The following is a 19,744-nucleotide window of genomic DNA, read 5'->3' on the forward strand; positions in this document are numbered from 1 at the left end:
GTGAGAATGGTGCTTATACTGATAACATATGATGTGAATACGGAAACGGCAGAAGGACGAGCTAGATTGAGGAAAGTTGCCAAACAGTGTGTCAATTACGGACAGAGAGTACAAAATTCAGTATTTGAATGTATTATGGATTCTGGCAAATGTAGGGAAGTAAAGCATATTTTAGAGCAAATTATCGACGAAGATAAGGATAGCTTGAGATTCTATTATCTTGGCAATAATTATGCCAACAAAGTTGAACATATTGGAGCTAAAAAGTCTTTCGATATGGAAGGCCCTTTAATTGTTTAGCCGGGATAAATTTGTACTTCCTGTTTGTGCTATATTTATGCTGTGCGAATGTAAAGTGTACATGAATTTACTGAGAGATTCGCACTTGTTTTAATAAGGATTTTTGGAAAAGAAGTTTATTTGTTTATTGAAAAGTATTTGAATTTGTACAGGTAGTACAATATTTATATTTGTACATAGGTACAATATGTATACTTTTGCTGTCGAGGTCTTCAGGACCTCGTGGATTGAAATCTAATGGTAGCAGAATAATCTTTAAGGGAATGGAGTCGAGGTCTTCAGGACCTCGTGGATTGAAATCATGACGAACTGAAAGCAAAGGGGGAACATGAATGTCGAGGTCTTCAGGACCTCGTGGATTGAAATCTGGCCCTCAAGGTGTTGCTGGCGTAAATGGTCGTCGAGGTCTTCAGGACCTCGTGGATTGAAATTTCTTTCCAATTCCACCAGGATTAATATAGATTTGTCGAGGTCTTCAGGACCTCGTGGATTGAAATCATGATAACTGTAGGGCGTACACTTACGTTGGGAGTCGAGGTCTTCAGGACCTCGTGGATTGAAATCTCATTACATTTTTATCTCTTGTTAAAGATGCATGTCGAGGTCTTCAGGACCTCGTGGATTGAAATTAAAATAAAAATCGGTGTATCTCTTAATATTGCTGTCGAGGTCTTCAGGACCTCGTGGATTGAAATCCTTGCCGTTATATGTATGTAAAAGGCTGCATTGCCGAGGTCTTCAGGACCTCGTGGATTGAAATTTGCATTCATACCGGCTATCTGCGCTACCCACTGCACGTCGAGGTCTTCAGGACCTCGTGGATTGAAATCGTTGTATCAGTGTCAAGAGTAAACGCTTTGCCGGGTCGAGGTCTTCAGGACCTCGTGGATTGAAATTAATATCTTATTTCTTAGAGCTTTTTTACCACCAGTCGAGGTCTTCAGGACCTCGTGGATTGAAATGACATGACCTGCAAGACCTTAGGGGCATAGGCCATGTCGAGGTCTTCAGGACCTCGTGGATTGAAATAGTATGGACAATAAAACACCGACCAAAGTGCACACGTCGAGGTCTTCAGGACCTCGTGGATTGAAATCTTCGTGTCATAGGTGGAGGAACCGTAGTAGCACGTCGAGGTCTTCAGGACCTCGTGGATTGAAATTCGTTGACATGGTAACCGCAGGTGTAAGCCCTTGTCGAGGTTCAGGGCCTCGTGGATTGAAATAACAAGGCGTTTGAGGAAGTAAAGCCTTTGTATGCCGAGGTTCCCGGACTGCGCGGACTGAAATCTGCACTAATTCGAGCTAGTCTGGATTGCCGGTAGTCTTGGTCTATGAGATTTTATGGATTGTAATACATAAGGATTGAGGAAACCAAGCAGTGAAGGTATAATAAAGAGGTAGATTATTAAATAATTGGAATTGCCCTTAAGATATTTTTCCCAAATAACAGATTGGTAGAACTATAAATGAATTTTTCTAATTCATTTTTCATTATTTCAACTTAATCGTGTTGATGTTACAATAGCGTATATCATTTGTTGGATAATACTGGTGAAAAACATTAGTAGTTTTTTCTAAAGACATAACCGTTATAAAACATCTAATAGCAAAACGGGAGACGAATAAAATGACAAAACAAAAGACAAAACAAATACTGGAAGCTTTGGACAAAGAGTATGGAGTGACCAAGGAGGGCTTTGTTCATGAAACAGACTGGCAGCTATTAATCGCGATTATGCTGAGTGCCCAAAGTACAGATAAGCAGGTGGACGAGGCGCTTCCGGATTTGTGGAATACCTTTCCCGATATGAAGAAGATTGTGGATGCACCGGTTGAAGAAATTGAGAATTCGATAAAGAGTGTCGGATTATATAAGGTAAAAGCAAAAAATATGAAAAAGTGCTGTGAGCAATTACTGCAGCAGCATGCCGGGAAAGTTCCGGTAACGATTGAGGAACTTACGGCCTTGACAGGGGTCGGAAGGAAGACTGCGACCTTATTTTTGGCGGATGCTTATGAAATACCGGGTGTAACGGTAGACACACATGTGTTTCGCATTTCCAAGAGAATAGGCTGGGCCAAAGGAAAAAATCCGGTGCAGGTCGAGCAGGAATTGATGAAGGCTTTGCCGAAAGAGCACTGGAACCGTATTAATTTTCAACTCATATATCATGGAAGAAGTATCTGCACAGCGCGAAAAAGTCATTGTAACAACTGCATCTTAGAAAAGTGGTGTGAAAAGAACCTTTAAAGAAACAAGGGAACTGTTTTAAAAAATTCAGGATTATGTTCATAGAAGCATAATCCTGAATTTTTTATGTAATAAGAAAGTGTTCCTATTACATAAAAATGGATGCATAACTACACGCACGGAATAAAAGCTTTGCTGTCGAAGTGCCTGACTGTGTAAGTGAATGAAGTACATTTTTGTTCTTTAAAATAGGAAAGAGCTCCTATTATAGAAAGATAGATGCGCAGCTATGTATGCGGAATAAAAGCTGTGCAGTTGATGTATTGTGCTGCGAGAGAGTGCGAAGTATACTTTTGTTCTATTAAGAGACTACTGCAAAATAAATGAAAATCAGCGATGCGAACTGCTTCCCGTAAAATGAGAAAAAGTAAAAATTCTTGTAATAATTTCATTTTTTTTCGAAAAATTATTTTACATAAAACTTACATACAAATTACCAAAGCATGATATTTGGTATTTTTTTTGTGTGTTATGCTCGTATTACAGACATGAGGAAAGGCTTACATATGCTGGAGATGACCTCAGAAGCCATTTTGAAAGTAGAAATGGCCAAGGCTGTAAAAAATATATAAAGAGGAGAATGAAAAAATGAAGAACAGGACAATGAAGACTTTAGCCCTCATCGGAGCGGCGATATTGACAGTAGGTGCTCTTACAGCTTGCGGCAGTCAGACAGTAGAGTCCACAGTACCGGAAACAGATGTACAGACAGAAGCGGCACCGGCGGAGGAAACACAGGCAGCTCCTGCAGATGAGGCAGCCCCGGCGGAAGAAACAGAAGATTTGAGCGGTACGATTTCCATGTCAGGAAGTACCTCCATGGAGAAACTTGCAAATGCGGTAGCTGAAAGTTTTATGGCGAAATACCCCGGAGTAACGGTAACACCTGAATTTACTGGTTCTTCCGCAGGCATCGAAGCGGTAACAGCAGGCAGCGTAGATATTGGAAATTCCTCCAGAGCACTGAAAGACAGTGAAAAAGAAGCAGGTGTAGTTGAAAATATTGTTGCAATTGATGGTATCGCAGTAGTAGTTGACCCTGCAAATACGGTAGCAGGACTTACTAAAGATCAATTGATCAGCATCTACAAAGGAGAAACAAGAAATTGGAGTGAAGTAGGCGGAGCCAATGCACCTATTGTAGTTGTTGGACGTGAAGCCGGTTCCGGAACAAGAGGAGCTTTCGAAGAACTTCTTGAAATTGAGGATGCTTGCGCATATGCGAGCGAGTTGGACAGCACGGGAGCTGTAATGGCAAAAGTAGCATCGACCCCGGGAGCGATAGGTTATGTATCCCTGGATGTATTGGATGATACAGTAATCGCCCTTTCACTGGACGATGTAGCAGCTACGCCGGAAAACATCAAAGCAGGCAGTTATTTATTGAGCAGACCCTTTGTAATGGCTACGAAAGGTGAGATTTCAGAACAGAATGATCTGGTGCAGGCATTATTCGGATTTTTAGCTTCCGACGAAGGTAAAGAAGTAATTACCGGCGCGGGCCTCATATTACCGGACTAATAAATGGCAAAAGATAAAAAGTGATTTGTATAATGGGTACGGGGTTTTCCTCGTACCCACAATCCGGTAAAAGAAACAGGAATGCAGCATGCCGGAAAGTCGTATGAAATAGGGAGAAGATATGAGCAATCAGAAATCCTTCACAATTATAGGAAATAATGCAAACAAATCTAGAGTGGAAAAAACAGCGCAAATTATTTTTACTATTTGCGCTTTTATGGCAGTATTGGCCGTAGTGTCTATTACTGCTTATATGATTTTTAACGGAACGCCTGCGCTGTTTAAGGTAGGACTTACGAATATTTTATTCGGAACAGTGTGGAAGCCTACGGCAGCAGAAGCCTCCTTCGGCATTTTATATATTATCCTCACTTCCATAGTGGGTACGGCTCTGGCTGTTTTTATAGGAGTTCCCATCGGGGTTTTTACGTCTATTTTTCTGGCAGAAATCGCGCCTAAGAAATTGGCGGCTCTGGTAAAGCCTGCGGTGGAGCTGCTGGCGGGTATTCCTTCGGTAATATACGGACTTCTGGGTCTGATGATCTTGAATCCTATTATGTATAAATTGGAGTTGAAAATATTTGAAGGTTCCGATACCCACCAGTTTACCGGAGGCGCTAATCTGGTATCGGCAGTAATTGTTCTGGCGATTATGATTCTTCCTACTGTCATTAACATAAGCGAATCAGCGATTAAATCGGTGCCTGACTATCTGAAAGCAGCGTCGCTTGCGGTAGGAGCTTCTCAAATACAGACAATATTCAAGGTGATTTTGCCTGCAGCGAAATCAGGAATTATTACTGCCATTGTGCTCGGCGTGGGCCGCGCAATCGGCGAAGCGATGGCTATAAGTCTCGTGTCGGGAAGCTCGGTAAATATACCTCTTCCGTTCAACTCGGTACGTTTTCTTACCACAGCAATCGTAAGTGAGATGGGATATGCGGCAGATGTACACAGGCAGGTATTATTTACGATAGGCTTAGTGCTGTTTGTCTTTATCATGCTGATCAATGTAACCCTGACGAGAATCTTGAAAAAGGGAGAGAAAAACAATGAATAGCCTTACGATAAAAAGAAAGAGAATTTCAGATACGATTCTGCGCATACTAATTTATATTTCTGCTTTTTTTTCTGTGCTGCTTTTAATAGGAATCATCGGCTATGTATTTTTTAAAGGGATAAGAACGGTCAATTGGAGCTTTTTGACGTCCGTGACCAGCAGTCTGAAAGGAACTGTGGGCATAGCGGGAAATATTGTAAATACTTTATATATTATTGCGATTACTCTGCTTATGGCAACACCGCTTGGAATTGGCTCCGCCATATATCTGAACGAATATGCAAAGCCGGGACGCCTGGTAAGAGCCATAGAATTTACGACAGAAACCCTTTCCGGAATCCCTTCCATTATATTTGGCCTGTTCGGTATGGTGTTTTTCGGAAATGCGTTAGGCCTGGGCTATTCCGTTTTGACGGGAGCGCTTACGCTTACGCTGATGATACTACCCTTGATTACGAGAAATACGCAGGAAGCGTTAAAGACAGTTCCGGACAGCTACAGAAGCGGTGCGCTTGCTATGGGCGCAGCCAAATGGTATATGATAAGAACGATTTTACTGCCCTCCGCAATGCCTGGGATTATTACTGGTATCATTCTGGCAATCGGAAGAATCGTGGGAGAATCCGCAGCGCTCCTTTTTACGGCGGGAAGCGGCTACTTGCTGCCGAAGGCGGGTATGGGACTGATCGATAAGGTCATGCAATCGGGAGGTACCCTTACGATCCAGTTGTATTTAAGCATGTCCAAAGCCCAATACGACGTGGCGTTCGGAATTGCGGCAGTACTTTTGATCATTGTGTTAGGCATTAATTTCCTGACCAAATATCTGGCGAAGAAATTCGATGTGAATACCGCTCGATGAGTGCAATGTGCCGGTGAACGGAGCTTACCGGTAAACGCGGTGCACTGCGGGCGTAAGATAAGATTTTTGAAAGGATAAAAGGAAGAAATTATGGAGAAAAGTATGGAAAACAGCAAAATCAGCACGAGGAAGCTGAATTTATATTATGGTGATAACCACGCTTTGAAGGATGTAGATATGGATATCAAAGCGAATGCGATAACAGCCTTTATCGGTCCGTCAGGCTGCGGCAAATCCACATTTTTAAAGAGCCTCAACAGAATGAATGATTTGATAGACAGCGTGCGCATCGAAGGAACAGTGTCTTTGGACGGAGAAAATATTTACGATCCCAAGGTAGATACGACGCTGCTTCGTAAAAAAATCGGCATGGTATTCCAGCAGCCCAATCCGTTCCCGATGAGCATTTATGATAATATTGCTTATGGGCCAAGGGTACATGGAATTAAGAGTAAAACTAAATTGGACGAAATTGTTGAAAACAGCCTGCGGGGAGCCGCAATTTTTGATGAAGTAAAGGATCGTTTAAAAAAGTCGGCACTGGGTTTGTCCGGCGGGCAGCAGCAGAGGCTATGTATTGCGAGGGCATTAGCTGTAGAGCCGGAGGTGCTTTTAATGGATGAGCCGACCTCCGCGCTGGATCCTATTTCCACGCTGAAGGTGGAAGAACTGATGGAAGAGCTTAAGAAGAAATATACGGTGGTGGTAGTGACTCACAATATGCAGCAGGCGGCCAGAGTATCCGATTATACTGCGTTTTTTCTTGTGGGAGAAGTGGTGGAATTCGCTACCACGGACAATATTTTTTCAAGGCCTTCGGATAAGAGGACAGAAGACTATATTACCGGCAGATTTGGTTGATGATAAAGAAAGAGAAGAGAGGATAAACAATATGTCACCTAGAACAGTATTTGAGCATGAGTTAAAGGAATTAAAAGATAATGTAACGACCATGGGCCTTCGTGTAGAGGAGACCTATGCGGAGCTGTTTCTTGCCCTGGAGTGCAGGAATGAGGAGGAAATATATAGAATTTTAAAAAGTGACCGTGTGGTAAACGAGATGGAAAGAAATATCGAATCCAGATGTTTGTCCCTTATTGCGAAGCAGCAGCCGGTGGCGAGAGACCTTAGGACGATTACGGCGAGTCTTAAAGTGGTTACGGATATCGAAAGGGTAGGGGATCATGTCTCCGACATCGCGGAGTTGCTGATTCGGCTGAATATGAATCCGCTTTCTTCCTATTCGGGGCATTTGGAGCCTATGGTAAAAGCGGCGAAGGAAATGATTCGGGCAGCGATAGAGGCCTTTGTGAGCAGAAATGAAGAAGCAGCCAAGGATGTCATTGAGAGTGATGACATCGTGGATGACCTTTTTAATAAAGTAAAACAGGATTTGATAGAATATTTGAAGAAAGAGACAAAAAATGCGGACGAATGTATCGATGTGCTCATGATTGCTAAATATTTGGAAAAAATCGGTGACCATGCGGTAAATATCGCTGAGTGGGAACTATTTCAGGAAACGGGAGAAATAGGGGATACGAGGCTGTTATAAGGCACATGCTTCTTTTAGAGTTAAAATTGAGTTGAAGTTCGCCTTCCATACCGCGAAAACAACATTGCATCTCTATGCAATGCTGCGAGGGCTGCAAGCACAAAAATAAGGTTTTGTAGCATTTTGTGTGCATACATGTTGCGGTTTAGCCAAAGTCTGAACTGTAGTTACTGTTCATGCAGTAGCTTAACACTTGCTGTTAAGCTACGTAAGAATATGATTCAAGAGATGATTTCTGCTTCGCGTAGCGAATCTGCATGCAGAAATCATGCGTTACTGTGAACGGAGTGAACAGTAACGAACTGTAATAAATTTGATATAGATTTTACATAAAGGGGTTTTTAATTTCACGCCGGTATTGTAAAATGAGTATAATGATGAAACAGATGGGGCAGGTGATTGAGATGGCGCTTATTTATGTGGTGGAAGATGATAAGAACATAAGGGAAATCGAAGTGTTTGCGCTGAGAAATACGGGATACGAGATTAAAGATTTCGAATGCGCGAAGGAATTTTATCAGGAAATGGAAGAAAAAAAACCGGATATTATTTTGCTCGATATTATGCTGCCCGATGAGGACGGTCTGGATATCGTAAGAAAGCTGCGTTCCGGTATAGAGACGAAGGATATTCCCATCATTCTCGTTACGGCCAAGACTTCCGAGATAGACAAGGTAAAGGGGCTAGATATCGGCGCAGATGACTATATGGCGAAGCCCTTCGGAGTGATGGAGCTCATATCCAGGGTAAAAGCCCTGCTTAGGAGAAGCAATAAGAATGAGGAAAAAATTCTGTACATCGGAAAAGTCTGCCTAGACGAGGAGAAGCATATGGTAACCGCCGACGGTATTCCTTGCGAGCTGACTTATAAGGAGTATGAGCTGTTAAAGCTCTTGATGAATAATGCGGGCATCGTCACGCCCAGAGATCTGATTCTGGAAAAAATATGGGGAACGGATTTCGAGGGAGAATCCAGAACACTGGATATGCACATCAAGACACTGCGCCAGAAATTAAAGGAAGCCGGGAGCATGATAAAGACCGTTCGTAACGTAGGCTATATGTTTACGACGTAAGCTCATCAAATGCTTATGGGTATAGAATATGAAGAAAAAAATTAATTTTCAATTGATACTGATTGCGATGATCGCTGTTTTTTCTACGATGGCCTTGGTGGCCGCTATCTGTTACGACCTATTCAAAAAGCAGATCATGGAAGACTTAAAGACCTATGCTCATCTATTGGAGGATACTGATGCTTTGTCCGATCTTATGGAGAAAAAATATGATTCCAAGAAGGATAAGGTAAGGATTACCGTGGTGGATGAGAACGGCGATGTATTGTATGAAAGCGATGCGGATGCAGAAAAAATGGACAACCATGCGAACCGGCCGGAAATCATACAGACCTTTGCCGAGGGAGAAGGACAGGCTGTGAGGAGATCCTCTACTATGGGGAAGAGCACCTTTTATTATGCCATTCGGATAGAGGATGGTAACGTAATCCGCGTGGCGAAGGAAGCGGACAGTATATGGAGTATTTTTGCCGGAGCTCTGCCGGCTATTATTGCAATGATGGTGCTTATTATCCTTTTTTGTGTGGCAGTCGCTCATGTGCTGACGAAAATATTGATCGAACCGATAGAAAAGGTCGCCAGGAACGTAGAGCATTTGGATGCATTGGAAACCTATGAGGAACTGGCGCCGTTTGTGGCTACAATAAAAAATCAGCACGAGAATATTTTAAAAAATGCCGGAATGAGGCAGGAGTTTACCGCGAATGTTTCCCATGAGTTAAAGACTCCGCTCACTTCCATTTTAGGATATTCGGAGCTGATTGAAAGCGGCATGGCATCGGATCAGGATGTGGTGAGATTTGCCAGAAAGATTCATCACAATTCCAACCGGCTGCTGACGCTGATCAACGATGTGATTCGCTTATCTGAGCTGGACGTAGTGGACAGAGAGGAGCCTTTTGAGATGCTGAACCTGTCTGAAATTGCGCGGACTTGTGTCAATATGCTTCAAATCAATGCGGAGAACCACGAGGTAATCCTGCTGTTTCGAGGTATTACCTGCATGGTCCGTTCCGAGAAGCAGATGCTTGAGGAGCTGGTATATAATCTATGCGACAACGCTATCCGTTATAACAATAAGGGTGGAAGAGTTATGGTTACGGTGGAGCCTATAGACGGGAAGGCGGTGCTCACTGTTGCAGACACGGGAATCGGAATTCCTAAAGAACATCAGGAAAGGATTTTCGAGCGCTTTTACAGGGTAGATAAGAGCCGCTCCAAATCTACCGGAGGCACGGGACTGGGACTTGCCATAGTAAAACATATCGTAGCGAAGAACGAAGCAGAAATGAAGTTGGAAAGCGAAGTGGGAAAGGGAACGAGAATATCAGTTGCTTTTGCATGTGCGGAAAATGAAAAAGTTTAATAAAAATGCGTTTGCCGGGTTGTAAGGACTGCGGCGGAACGCATTTTTTTTTATGTTTTTACTAATGAGGCGGCAGGTTTGCCGATATGCGGTCCTTAAGGAAAAATAGAGCCAGCACGTTGGGGAGGACCATCATAGCATTTATGAGGTCGGTGCATTCCCATACGACGTTTAGCGGTATGACGGCACCTATGTAAATCATAACGATATAGAGGAGCTTGTATAAGGAAATGCTTTTTGTACCCCAAAGAAACTCCATTGCTTTTTCCCCGAAATATGACCAGCCGATTAAGGTAGTGATGGCAAAAGCTGCGAGGGATAGGGAGAGAAAGGTATTTCCTCCTACGGGAAGATAGGAGAACGCAGCATCAGCAAGCCCTGCTTCGTTCACTCCAATAAGTGATTCCGGGTGTTTCAGCATGTTGGCGATGATGACGAGGCCGGTGAGCAGGCACATGACTACTGTATCCCAGAAGACGGCAGTCATAGATACATACGCTTGTCTGGAAGGGTTTTCCGAGGCGGAGGAAGCCGCGGCGATGGCGGAAGTTCCTATGCCAGCTTCGTTTGTAAACAATCCTCTTGCGATTCCATATCTGGCGGCATGTTTTAAGGAATATCCGGCGACGCCTCCCAAAACTGCATTTGGCATGAGGGCATGCTCCAAGATTACGAGGATAGCATCCCATAGAGCGTCTTTATTCAGGAACAGCAAGACAAAGCAGCTTCCTATGTAAAGAAAACCGAGAGCAGGAACGAGCTTCATACATATGTTTCCGATGGAACGAATGCCTCCCAGAATGACCAGGCCTACGAGGAAAGCGGCAGCGATTCCTACAATGTGAGGGGAAAGTCCCCATGTGGAGGAGGTAGTCTGGGTCAGGGAGTTGGCTTGTGTGGTGCAGCCGACACCGAAAGCAGCGCATATCGTACACAATGCGTAAAACTTTGCCAAATGCTTATTATGTAAACCGTTTTTTAGAACATACATCGGACCGCCGATATAGATTTGCTGCGCATCTTTTTCCCGAAAGAGCATACTCAGATAGCATTCGGCATAAGAAGTAGCCATGCCGAGAATACCCGTCAGCCAACACCAGAAGACAGCTCCGGGGCCGCCTAAGGCCACCGCGGTGGAAACGCCGATGATGTTGCCGGTGCCGAGTGTGGCGGCAAGGGTAGTTGCGAGAGCGCCGAAAGAGGAAAGGTTGCGGGAAGGCTTGGAAGCATCGCCGGTTTCGGGGGAAATGGAGAGGCGGAGCGCTTTTCCTATGTGGCGCTGAGGGATGCGAAGCTTCAGCGTGAAGAATAAATGTGTTCCCATTAAAAGGAACAAAAGAGGATAGCTCCATAAAAAGTTGTTAATGGTGGATATGATTTTCACGCGGGGATACCTTGTGTTACTATTCACTCCGTTCTCAGTAACATATAATTTCTGCATTTAAATTCGCTGCGCGAAGCAGAAATCATCTCTTGCATCACGTTCTTACGCAGCTTAACAGCAAGTGTTAATCCGCTGTGTGAACAGTAACTACCTTGTTTCTATACTTAATTCTAATATATAAGAGTGGCTTGTAATATATGTTCCCTTTTGATATTATGGTAAGATAGTGATAAGATAAAGGTTTTTGTTGAAGGAACAACAGGAGATAAATAAATGGGTATAATAAGCAGCCAGAATGTAATTACGATTATTCGGAAGACACTGAGCATTTTGAATACCAATATCATGACTCATGGTGAAATCGTAGGCTACATCTTATATAAAATGCTTGAATATGAGCAGGAATATACCGAGCAGGAGATGCTCGAATATACGATGCTTGGGATGCTTCACGATATAGGGCTGTACAGAGTAGACGGTCTGGATAATGTGGCAGATTTCGAACTGAAAAACACATGGTCTCATTCCATATACGGTTTTCTGTTTTTGAAATATCTTTCTCCTATGGAGGAAGGGGCGGAGGTCGTGCTTTATCATCACTTGGATTACGAGCGCTACGGACTGATAAAGATGAAGTACGAGCATGTGACGGCGTGCTTAGCGCTGGCGGACAAAATGGACAGCTTTATGCGTCGGGAAAAGACGGAGATGGAGGCAGATTATTTTACGAGATATCGGGATATCAAGTTTTCGGGGAAGGCCTTGGACATATTTCTGGAGGCAGAAAAGAAGTTTTCGATTACCTCTAAATTAGTCAGCGGAGAATATCTTGGAGAGTTAAACGAGCTGCTGTCTCACTGTGTAAGGCCGGAGAACTATAAAAAGGGCCTTTTGGAAATGCTTGTGTATACCATAGATTTCAGAAGCGAATATACCGTACTGCATACGATGGCAACGGTAAATTTCGCAGGACAGTTAGGAAATCTGATGGGCGTTGGGACGATGGAACTCGAGCAGATGTATTATGGAGCATTGCTGCATGATTTGGGCAAGATAGCGATACCTATTGATATTCTTGAATCTCCGGGAAAGCTTTCGGAAGAAGATATGCGCGTTATGAAGGCACACGTCAGAATTACGGAGATGATTCTTTCTGGGCTGGTGGGACCGGAGGTGCTGGAAATAGCGGCGAGACATCATGAAAAGCTGGACGGCTCAGGGTATCACAGAGGATTTACCGAAAAGGATTTGACCCTGCCTCAAAAGATAGTTGTGGTTGCTGATATGCTCAGCGCTTTATACGGGCAAAGAAGTTATAAAGACTCCTTTGAGAGCAGTACCATCAAGAAGATATTGAGCGATGAAGCGAATAATTACAAAATCAGTAAACCGGTGGTAGATTGTCTTATAAAAAATTACGATAAAATTATTAAGGATTTTGAAGAGCAAAAGGATGAGACCATAGGCCTCTATTTGAAAATAAAAGAGCAGCATGAGGAAATTTGGAAAAAATTTGAAGGAATTATGCAGTAGCAGGAGGATATCATGCAGATCATTGTTGTAGGATGCGGCAATGTGGGAGCCACATTAGCGGAGCAGCTAAGCAGAGAAGGACATAATATTACAGTCATCGATATGAAGAGTGATGTGGTACATAACGTGAGCAGCAATTTCGATGTTATGGGAATCGTAGGTAACGGAGCCGGTTATTCCATACAGAAAAATGCCGGAATCGATGAAGCGGATCTGCTCATTGCGGTCACCGGGTCCGACGAGCTCAATTTATTGTGCTGTCTGATCGCGAAGAAGGCAGGTGACTGTCATACCATAGCGCGGGTGCGAAATCCCGTTTACAGCAGAGAAATAAACTTTATTAAAGAAGAATTGGGGCTGTCCATGATCATCAATCCGGAGGATGCGGCAGCGCTTGAAATAGCGAGGGTGCTTAAGTTCCCTTCGGCCATCAAGATTGATACTTTTGCAAAGGGAAGAATCGAGCTGGTAAAATATAAAATAGAAGAGGGCTCGTCGCTATGCGACCAGTCCTTAAAAAGTATATCCGCACAGATGAAATGCGGAGTGCTCATATGTGTGGTGGAAAGGGGAGACGAAGTATTTATTCCTGCCGGAGATTTCATTCTTCGGGCGAAGGACGAAATCTCCGTAGTGGGCTCGGTGAAGAATTCAGTTCTGTTTTTCAAGAAACTGAAGGTGCCTACCACTCGGGCCAAGGACGCATTTATCGTTGGCGGAGGAGAAACGGCATATTATTTGGCATGCCAGCTCCTTTCTATCGGTATCGATGTTAAAATTGTGGAAAAGGACAAGAAAAGATGCAGCGAGCTGAGCGAGCTTCTGCCGCAGGCGACGCTGATTTTAGGAGACGGCACGGATAGGAACTTATTAATGGAGGAGGGGCTGCCGCAGGCGGAGGCTTTTGTGGCACTTACCAATTTCGATGAGGAAAATATTATGCTTTCTCTTTTCGCTAAGAGCATATCCAAGGCGAAACTGATTACCAGAGTACACCGCATAGCATATGATGAGATCATAGAAGAGCTGGACCTGGGAAGCGTTATTTATCCCAAGTATCTTACGGCAGAGATGATCATTAAATATGTAAGAGCGATGCAGAATTCCATCGGAAGCAATATTGAAACACTATATCGGATGAGTAACGATAAGGTGGAGATTTTAGAGTTTTTAGTGAGAGAGGAATGCCCGGTAGTAGGAATTCCTTTGGTGGAGCTTAACCTAAAACCGAATATACTGCTGTGCAGTATTAATCATAAGGGAAATATCATTACGCCCAGCGGACAGAGCCGGATCGGTGTAGGGGATACTGTAGTGCTGGCTACAACGATAACCGGTTTGCAGGATATAAAGGATATTTTGGTATGAATGTTATAGAGTACGATTCGAGGATTAAAAATATTCTGTATTTCAGGAATACTTTTAGGCAGGGGAAGGTAAAATGAATTATTCGATGATACGTTATATACTATGCAGGGTTTTGGAGTTCGAGGCATTATTCATGTCTTTGCCTTGTCTGGTAGGTATAGTATACCGTGAAAAAAGCGCTGTTTCTTTTGGGGCTGTTATGTTGGTCTGCTTTGCGGTCAGTTTGATAGGAAGGCGGTTTAAACCGAAGAATAAAGTGTTTTATGCGAAGGAAGGCTTCGTGACCGTATCCCTGAGCTGGATTGTATTGAGTCTTGTAAGTGCTCTGCCCTTTTATCTAAGCGGGGAGATCACTTCTTATACGGATGCCTTGTTCGAAACGGTTTCGGGTTTAACGACTACAGGGGCAACCATTCTTACGGATGTGGAGGTTTTATCGAGAAGCGCTCAGTTTTGGCGGTGCTTTACCCACTGGATAGGAGGGATGGGTGTCCTGGTATTGATTTTGGCAGTTCTGCCCTTGTCCGGAAGCTATAATATGCACCTTCTCAGAGCAGAAAGTCCGGGTCCACGCGTAGGCAAGCTGGTGCCTCGGGTAAAGACTACGGCTATGATACTTTATGGCATTTATATGGGTATTACGCTTACGGGAACGATTTCTTTAATGTTAGCCGGGTTATCCGTTTATGATGCGATTACACTGTCTTTTTCCGCGGTGGGAACAGGAGGTTTCGGACTCCTTAATTCCAGTGTGGGAAGCTATTCGGTAGCGGTACAGTTGGTGCTTACGGTACTGATGTTTATCTGCGGCATCAATTTTCAGGTGTTTTATCTATTACTCATTAAGAAACCGAAGGAAGCGTTTGCCAGCGAAGAGCTCCGATATTATTTCGGCATTGTATTTCTATCCGCGGTGCTGATTACTTTGAATACGAGAAGCCTTTTTGATAATGCTTTTGATGGTTTCCATCATGCGCTGCTTCAGGTAACATCGGTAATAACCACAACGGGTTTCACGTCCAGGGATTATAACATGTGGCCGGAATTTTCCAAGACGATTTTATTTATACTTTCGATGTTGGGAGCCTGTGCGGGAAGTACCAGCGGTGGATTTAAAATATCACGTTTTATTATTACTGTTCGCTCCATTAAGAATGAGGTTTCTTATGTGATACATCCCAGAAGCTTTAAAAAGATCCATATGGATGGACATGTGGTAGAGAGCAGTGTGACGAAATCAGTTCTGGTATATGCGATGATTTATATATTTATTTTCTTAGGGTCATTTCTGGTACTGTCATTGAATAATTTTGATTTTACAACGAATATTACGGCAGTGGCAGCGACCTTTAATAATGTAGGTGCCGGTTTTGGTATGGTAGGGCCTTCGGGGAATTATTCGGCATTTTCGGTACTGTCTAAATTTGTGCTTATGTTTGATATGCTGGTAGGAAGGTTAGAGCTTTTACCGATTCTTATACTTTTGGCACCGGGAACATGGAAGAAGTAAGGAAAGATGAAAAAGATAGGGGAAGGCGAAAAAGATAAGGGAAGACGAAAGCGATAAAGGAAGACAAAAAAGATAAGGAAAGACGGAAAAGATAAGGAAAGACGAAAAAGATAGGGGAAGGCGAAAAAGATAAGGGAAGACGAAAAAGATAAGGAAAGACAAAAAGATAAGGAAAGATAAAATAAAAAAATGAAATAAAAAGTAAAAATGAAATAAAAAGGAAAAATAAGTAAATAAGGAAAGATGAGGACAGATAGGAGCGATACAATAGATGATGGTGAAAGAGGACATAAGGATAAAGAAGGTTATATTACATATTTTGGATTCAACGATTGGGATGCCTGTATTATCGGATGAGGAGATTGAATTTGGTTCGGAGTTCGCGGATTTCCTGAAAGAGCATATAGCGAAGATATCTTCGGGGGATGATGGGAAGACTTCTCAGTTCTATAAGGAAGAATCGGAAGTTTATAAGATGCTGGAGCAGTATTCGGATGATTTTTTTGTAGAGATAAGTAAGGATGCAGCGGAGTTGTTGTATAGTATTATGAACAGTAACATAGATATTCCACCGGCGGATCTCATTGTCGTGAGGTTTAAATACGGGGAGGATGAGTATTTGGCGTTTTTGAAGATGAACTATAAATCGCTTTATACCCATCGGACTCTGGCATCGGAGGAAGGGGGAAATACGAATGAGGTCATGAGGCATAAGTCTATATTGCCCTCGGAGTCCCAAAGGCTGAGCGAAGCAGCGATTATTTGTCTGACGGATTTGTCGGTGCAGGTGATAGAGAGAAAGTACGAGGTGAACGGAGAAAAGACGAATTATTTTTCTTATTTATTTCTTAAATGCAGCAGTCATATGTCCCATAAGTCGAAGCTGTCCATTGTAACGAAGGCGGTGGAATCGGTGCAAAAGGAGGCTTACGACGAGCTGGATCAGTATGAGGCGCATATGAAGGCGAAAAGCATCATACAGGAAGAACTGCAGGAAAACGGCGGTTTTGTGGTAGAGGTGCTTGCGGATAAAATATTTGAGGAAAAACCGGAGTTAAAAGTCGCATTTCAGGATAAAATGGAAAAGTACGACTTGGTAAAGGAAGAAATATTGCCGCAAAGCGAGGCAACGACAAGAAAATACCAGAAGCAGCATTTATATACGGATACCGGAATCGAAATAAAGATTCCGATGGAGCAGTATAAGAATCCCGGAAGCGTGGAGTTCATTACGAATCCGGATGGCACGGTATCGGTGCTTATTAAGAATATCGGACACTTGGAGGCGCGTTTTTAGAGGAGATGCGGCATGGGAACGATTATTGATTATTTGAAAGAATATGGAGACTATACGTTTGCAAAAAGGCCAATGAATGAAGTGGACAGCTTGGTGCTGTGCCAGTTCAGTTATTTGAAATTCGACGGTATTGTGCCGGATGTTTTGGAAGATAAGCCGTTTGTCACAATAGAATATCTGAATCGTCATCAGGAAAAGGAGAAGCTTTTCGCAGATGAAAGATATAAAGAGGAGAATACGGCACTGTTTGCCGGAATGCTGGGTAGTGCCCGTTATGGTTCTCTCAAGATGAATTATTATGTAAACTTAATTGAGCCGGAACGGGAGACGCAGTTTTCGGCAGTTACTTATCTTTTGGAAGATAAGACGGTGTATCTTGCGTATCGGGGAACAGATGAGACAATCGTCGGTTGGAAAGAGGATTTCAATCTGGCTTTTTCCGAGCCGGTGCCGGGGCAGCGCTATAGCGTGGAATATATGAAGACAGTGGCCCGGAAATTTTCTAAGGAGTTCTATGTGGGAGGACATTCTAAAGGGGGAAATTTTGCTGTATTTGCTTCGATGAATTGCGGCCCGGAGATACAAAAAAGAATCGTTAAGATATTCAGCCACGATGGCCCGGGCTTTCGCCCGGAAATAAGGGAGCGTGGACAATACGAAAAAATAGCGGACAGAGTAGTGAGAATACTTCCCCATTCGTCGATTGTAGGGATGTTATTTGGTGCCCATGAGGACGGCTATATCGTGGTTGAAAGCAAGACCTTCGGCCTGCTGCAGCACGATCCCTATACGTGGCTTATAAAGGACGATGCTTTTGTAAAGGCAAAGGATATATATAAAAGCAGAAGATTCATGGATGACGCCTTGAATGATTGGATTTTATCTTTGGATGAGGAACACATCCATTCTTTTGTGGACACGCTGTATGATGTGGTATCCGCTTCTGAAGCGGCAACATTAATCGATTTTACTGCGGACTGGAAAAAGAGTATGCTGGCGGTAGTAGGGGCAGTAAAGGGACTGGATGCTGAGACGGCAGGGATGATGAAAAAAATCATTGTGTCCTTATTCGAAGTTGCCGGAGCAAAGGCAAAGGAGGAGCTTCAGGAGCGGTCAGAGAAACGCCGGAGAAGAAAGGAAATTCAAGCTCCGGCGGTATCACATAAAGATAAAAAGTAAGAAAACAGCAATCGCCCGTCTACGGTACCGCCGGGAGCGGAGCTGTCGAAAAGCCGCTCCGGATGCCATTGGACACCGATGATTGGGAGCGAATCGTGAACGATTCCTTCGATAATGTTATCATCCGAAGTCTGGATAACGGTCAGATTGTGTCCTACCTTGCCGATGCCCTGATGATGAGCGCTGTTCACGTTGAAACGTCTTCCGTATAATGAGAAAAGAGGAGAATCGGGAAGGGAGGCTGAAGAATGAACTTTGTCTCCGTTGTCCCACGCATGATGGGGGGCTTGTTTAAGATCCTGAATAATCGTGCCGTTAAAATAAACGTTGATAATCTGGATGCCCTTGCAAATTCCGAGTACTGGATATTCCCGTTTTACGAAGGAGTCCAGCGCCTGGAGCTGTATGATATCCAGTTCGGTGTCCATATTCCTGGAACCCTGATTTTTTTGTCCGAAAAAGGCAGGAGTAATATCCCCTCCGCCCGGAAGAAGAAGTGCGTCGAAATCTGACAAATCGGCCAAATCCATTGTAGTTAGACAGGAGACTCCCATGGAGGTCAGAGCCTTTTCATAATTAACGGTATCCTTTGCTCTTCCTGCTATTACTACCTTCAAATCGCTGCGGTAGGGCAATATATTGTCTTGATACATAATAAAATCCTCTTGGGAGAAAATCTCTTTTGTTAATTTAAATGTATGTGAAGGATAAGAAAAGTATACAAAAAATGTCGTAATGATAGCTGAGAAGGAAACCGGATTTTATCAATTGGGCAATATTCTGAGGAACATAATCCAGAGAAAACCCGGAAGACATATTGGGAACGATAATTACACCCGAACAACTTGAGCCGTCCTTATAGTTAATCGTCATGTTTGTCATTCCTGTTCGCCAGAAAAAGTCCTTTATTTCTCCGTATATTGAATGATTTAAATAAATTTTTACATAATCCGCATTCTCTGGACAATTTATAGTATCATTTGTACTGTATAGTTCTGAACTAATTAGTTCTAGTTTTCTTTTAACTACATTATCTCGTCTTTCCAATAAACAAAATCCTTCTTGTGTTATAACCGTATGGTATCTATCCTCGATTGCCTTCCATGTCAGCTGAATTAGATGCTAAGCTCGCCATTGGCAGAGCAGAAAAGAACCGTAAATTGTTCTTATTATGGTTCTTCTAGTGTAAGAAAAATCGGTTTATTTAATCTCGCTGTGTCTACCGCGTTGTGGGGACTTGCCAGCAAGAAAATCGGCAAGCAGTTTCATTGCAATAACTGTGGGGCTGACTTTTAACATATGAAATCATTACCGATGTTTTGATTCTATATTATTTATTTTACTAATATTTTAGATATAAATAAATAATTTTTTATACCACGAATCTACGCTAACTAAAGATATTCAAAAAAACAAAAAAAGCTGTGGCCGCAGAAAACCACAGCTTTTATTTTTATTCCTTGTGAATTACAAGTTTACT

The 19,744-nt window shown here is 43.0% G+C and carries 16 protein-coding genes and 1 CRISPR repeat array; of the genes, 14 read left to right on the top strand and 2 right to left on the bottom strand.

Annotation, left to right across the window (positions count from 1 at the left end; translation table 11 throughout):
• Positions 1-9 precede the first annotated feature (9 nt).
• From cas2 to CC90_RS0103240, 9 genes are all read left to right on the top strand, one after another.
• Positions 10-300: a CRISPR-associated endonuclease Cas2 gene (cas2, locus tag CC90_RS0103200; RefSeq protein WP_031389386.1), complete on the top strand. Its 291-nt coding sequence runs from the start codon at positions 10-12 to the stop codon at positions 298-300.
• A 202-nt stretch (positions 301-502) separates the two neighbouring features.
• Positions 503-1,462: a CRISPR direct-repeat array (repeat unit 32 nt; unit sequence GTCGAGGTCTTCAGGACCTCGTGGATTGAAAT).
• Between the two features lie 467 nt (positions 1,463-1,929).
• A complete protein-coding gene (gene nth, locus CC90_RS0103205; RefSeq protein ID WP_031389387.1) occupies positions 1,930-2,553 on the top strand; it encodes an endonuclease III in 624 nt (207 codons plus the stop codon).
• Positions 2,554-3,141: 588 nt separating this feature from the next.
• Positions 3,142-4,074 carry a phosphate ABC transporter substrate-binding protein gene (locus CC90_RS0103210; protein ID WP_031389388.1) on the top strand — a complete coding sequence of 311 codons (933 nt, stop codon included), beginning with the start codon at positions 3,142-3,144 and terminating at the stop codon, positions 4,072-4,074.
• 121 nt (positions 4,075-4,195) lie between these two features.
• Positions 4,196-5,134, top strand: coding sequence for a phosphate ABC transporter permease subunit PstC (pstC, locus tag CC90_RS0103215; protein WP_031389389.1), 939 nt, complete (start codon positions 4,196-4,198; stop codon positions 5,132-5,134).
• Positions 5,127-5,996: a phosphate ABC transporter permease PstA gene (pstA, locus tag CC90_RS0103220; protein WP_031389390.1), complete on the top strand. Its 870-nt coding sequence runs from the start codon at positions 5,127-5,129 to the stop codon at positions 5,994-5,996. The genes pstC and pstA overlap by 8 nt, the downstream gene beginning before the upstream one ends.
• A gap of 102 nt (positions 5,997-6,098) precedes the next feature.
• A complete protein-coding gene (gene pstB / locus CC90_RS0103225; RefSeq protein ID WP_031389391.1) occupies positions 6,099-6,857 on the top strand; it encodes a phosphate ABC transporter ATP-binding protein PstB in 759 nt (252 codons plus the stop codon).
• A gap of 31 nt (positions 6,858-6,888) precedes the next feature.
• Positions 6,889-7,551, top strand: coding sequence for a phosphate signaling complex protein PhoU (gene phoU, locus CC90_RS0103230; protein WP_031389392.1), 663 nt, complete (start codon positions 6,889-6,891; stop codon positions 7,549-7,551).
• A gap of 404 nt (positions 7,552-7,955) precedes the next feature.
• On the top strand, positions 7,956-8,627 hold the full coding sequence (locus CC90_RS0103235; protein ID WP_031389393.1) for a response regulator transcription factor: 672 nt from the start codon (positions 7,956-7,958) through the stop codon (positions 8,625-8,627).
• A 28-nt stretch (positions 8,628-8,655) separates the two neighbouring features.
• Positions 8,656-9,993 carry a sensor histidine kinase gene (locus CC90_RS0103240; RefSeq protein WP_031389394.1) on the top strand — a complete coding sequence of 446 codons (1,338 nt, stop codon included), beginning with the start codon at positions 8,656-8,658 and terminating at the stop codon, positions 9,991-9,993.
• 61 nt (positions 9,994-10,054) lie between these two features.
• Here the strand turns inward: CC90_RS0103240 and CC90_RS0103245 are convergent, their stop codons facing one another.
• On the bottom strand, positions 10,055-11,434 hold the full coding sequence (locus CC90_RS0103245; protein ID WP_242843237.1) for an alanine/glycine:cation symporter family protein: 1,380 nt from the start codon (positions 11,432-11,434) through the stop codon (positions 10,055-10,057).
• 216 nt (positions 11,435-11,650) lie between these two features.
• Here CC90_RS0103245 and CC90_RS0103250 point away from each other — a divergent pair, with 216 nt between their 5' ends.
• The 5 genes from CC90_RS0103250 to CC90_RS0103275 all read left to right on the top strand — a co-directional run bounded on the left by CC90_RS0103250 (position 11,651) and on the right by CC90_RS0103275 (position 18,264).
• Positions 11,651-12,910, top strand: a complete 1,260-nt coding sequence (locus tag CC90_RS0103250; protein WP_031389396.1) for an HD-GYP domain-containing protein — start codon at positions 11,651-11,653, stop codon at positions 12,908-12,910.
• 12 nt (positions 12,911-12,922) lie between these two features.
• A complete protein-coding gene (gene trkA, locus CC90_RS0103255; protein WP_031389397.1) occupies positions 12,923-14,278 on the top strand; it encodes a Trk system potassium transporter TrkA in 1,356 nt (451 codons plus the stop codon).
• Positions 14,279-14,351: 73 nt separating this feature from the next.
• The gene (locus CC90_RS0103265) at positions 14,352-15,788 is read left to right on the top strand and encodes a TrkH family potassium uptake protein (RefSeq protein WP_031389398.1); all 1,437 of its coding nucleotides are present in this window, start codon (positions 14,352-14,354) and stop codon (positions 15,786-15,788) included.
• A gap of 271 nt (positions 15,789-16,059) precedes the next feature.
• Positions 16,060-17,085: a nucleoid-associated protein gene (locus CC90_RS0103270; RefSeq protein ID WP_330373178.1), complete on the top strand. Its 1,026-nt coding sequence runs from the start codon at positions 16,060-16,062 to the stop codon at positions 17,083-17,085.
• Positions 17,086-17,097: 12 nt separating this feature from the next.
• Positions 17,098-18,264 (top strand): Mbeg1-like protein, encoded by a 1,167-nt coding sequence (locus tag CC90_RS0103275; protein WP_051869267.1) that lies wholly within the window; start codon positions 17,098-17,100, stop codon positions 18,262-18,264.
• Here the strand turns inward: CC90_RS0103275 and CC90_RS0103280 are convergent.
• Positions 18,228-18,917: a gamma-glutamyl-gamma-aminobutyrate hydrolase family protein gene (locus CC90_RS0103280; RefSeq protein ID WP_051869268.1), complete on the bottom strand. Its 690-nt coding sequence runs from the start codon at positions 18,915-18,917 to the stop codon at positions 18,228-18,230. The two genes, CC90_RS0103275 and CC90_RS0103280, sit on opposite strands and share 37 nt — an antisense overlap.
• Positions 18,918-19,744: the final 827 nt, after the last annotated feature.

Origin of the sequence: Kineothrix alysoides (assembly GCF_000732725.1) — a bacterium.
In the GTDB taxonomy this organism is placed as follows: domain Bacteria; phylum Bacillota; class Clostridia; order Lachnospirales; family Lachnospiraceae; genus Kineothrix; species Kineothrix alysoides.